General features: G+C 34.8%; 1 protein-coding gene. It reads left to right on the top strand.

Annotated features, from left to right (window positions below; all coding sequences use genetic code 11):
- Positions 1-922: type I restriction-modification enzyme R subunit C-terminal domain-containing protein (locus AC1DSL_RS18685; protein WP_477533394.1), on the top strand; the 922-nt coding region annotated here is incomplete at its 5' end.
- Positions 923-969 lie beyond the last annotated feature (47 nt).

Below are 969 nucleotides of genomic sequence, written 5' to 3'. Positions count from 1 at the left end.
CTTTAATATTTACGATGCTGTAGGTATCTATGATAAATTACAAAGTTATACCGATATGAAACCAGTAATAAAAAAACAAACTTACACTATTGGGGAGTTATTTGAATCACTGACCAATTCCACTGATGAAGATGAACTAACATTTTACCGAGACCAGCTAGTAGCCAAAATACAGAGAAGTAAACAAAAGTTGAAAGATGAAGGTAAACAAAAGTTTGAAGAATTGTCTAACGGTAAAAGTGTAGACGAATGGGCAAGAGATATCCATACCTATACTCCAAGTGATGCTAAAGAACATTCGATTTTGTTTGAATACATGGAAACGTACCAACCTAGCGGAGAGAGAAGATATATCTCCAATAAAGAAGATCGCATTACGGGTGTATTACGAGGATATGGAGAAGGAAATAGTCGTCCCGAAGACTACTTAAATGGATTTGTTCGTTTTATCCAAGAGAACATGAATGAAATTCCAGCGCTTCATATTGTATGTACACGACCTAAAGACTTAACACGTAAAGATTTGAGAGAACTCATTACCATCCTAGAAATTAAAGGTTATAAACAATCACATTTACAGACAGCATGGAAACAATCCAAAAATGAAGAGATAGCTKCAGATATTATTAGTTTTATTCGTCAAGCTGCAATCGGTGAAGTACTAGTAAGCCATGAATCACGCATTAAACATGCAATGCAGAAAGTTTATTCACTACATGAATGGACACCAAGGCAAAAGAAATGGTTGGAGCGTATTGAGAAACAGTTACTTCAAGTGCCTGTATTAGCACCGTTACCTAAAGATGCCTTTACAGAAGAACCTTTTCTAAGTAGTGGTGGTTATACCATGTTAAGACGTGAGTTTGGTGATCATATTGATAATATTGTTTATACGATAAATGATAATCTTTATGTTAGTTAATGAGCGCCTCTTTTGAGGTGCTTTTTACGTTATAATAAGTATATTCG

The organism is Paenisporosarcina sp. P4_D4 (assembly GCF_056401835.1).
This window is presented reverse-complemented; position numbering and strand designations above follow the sequence as displayed.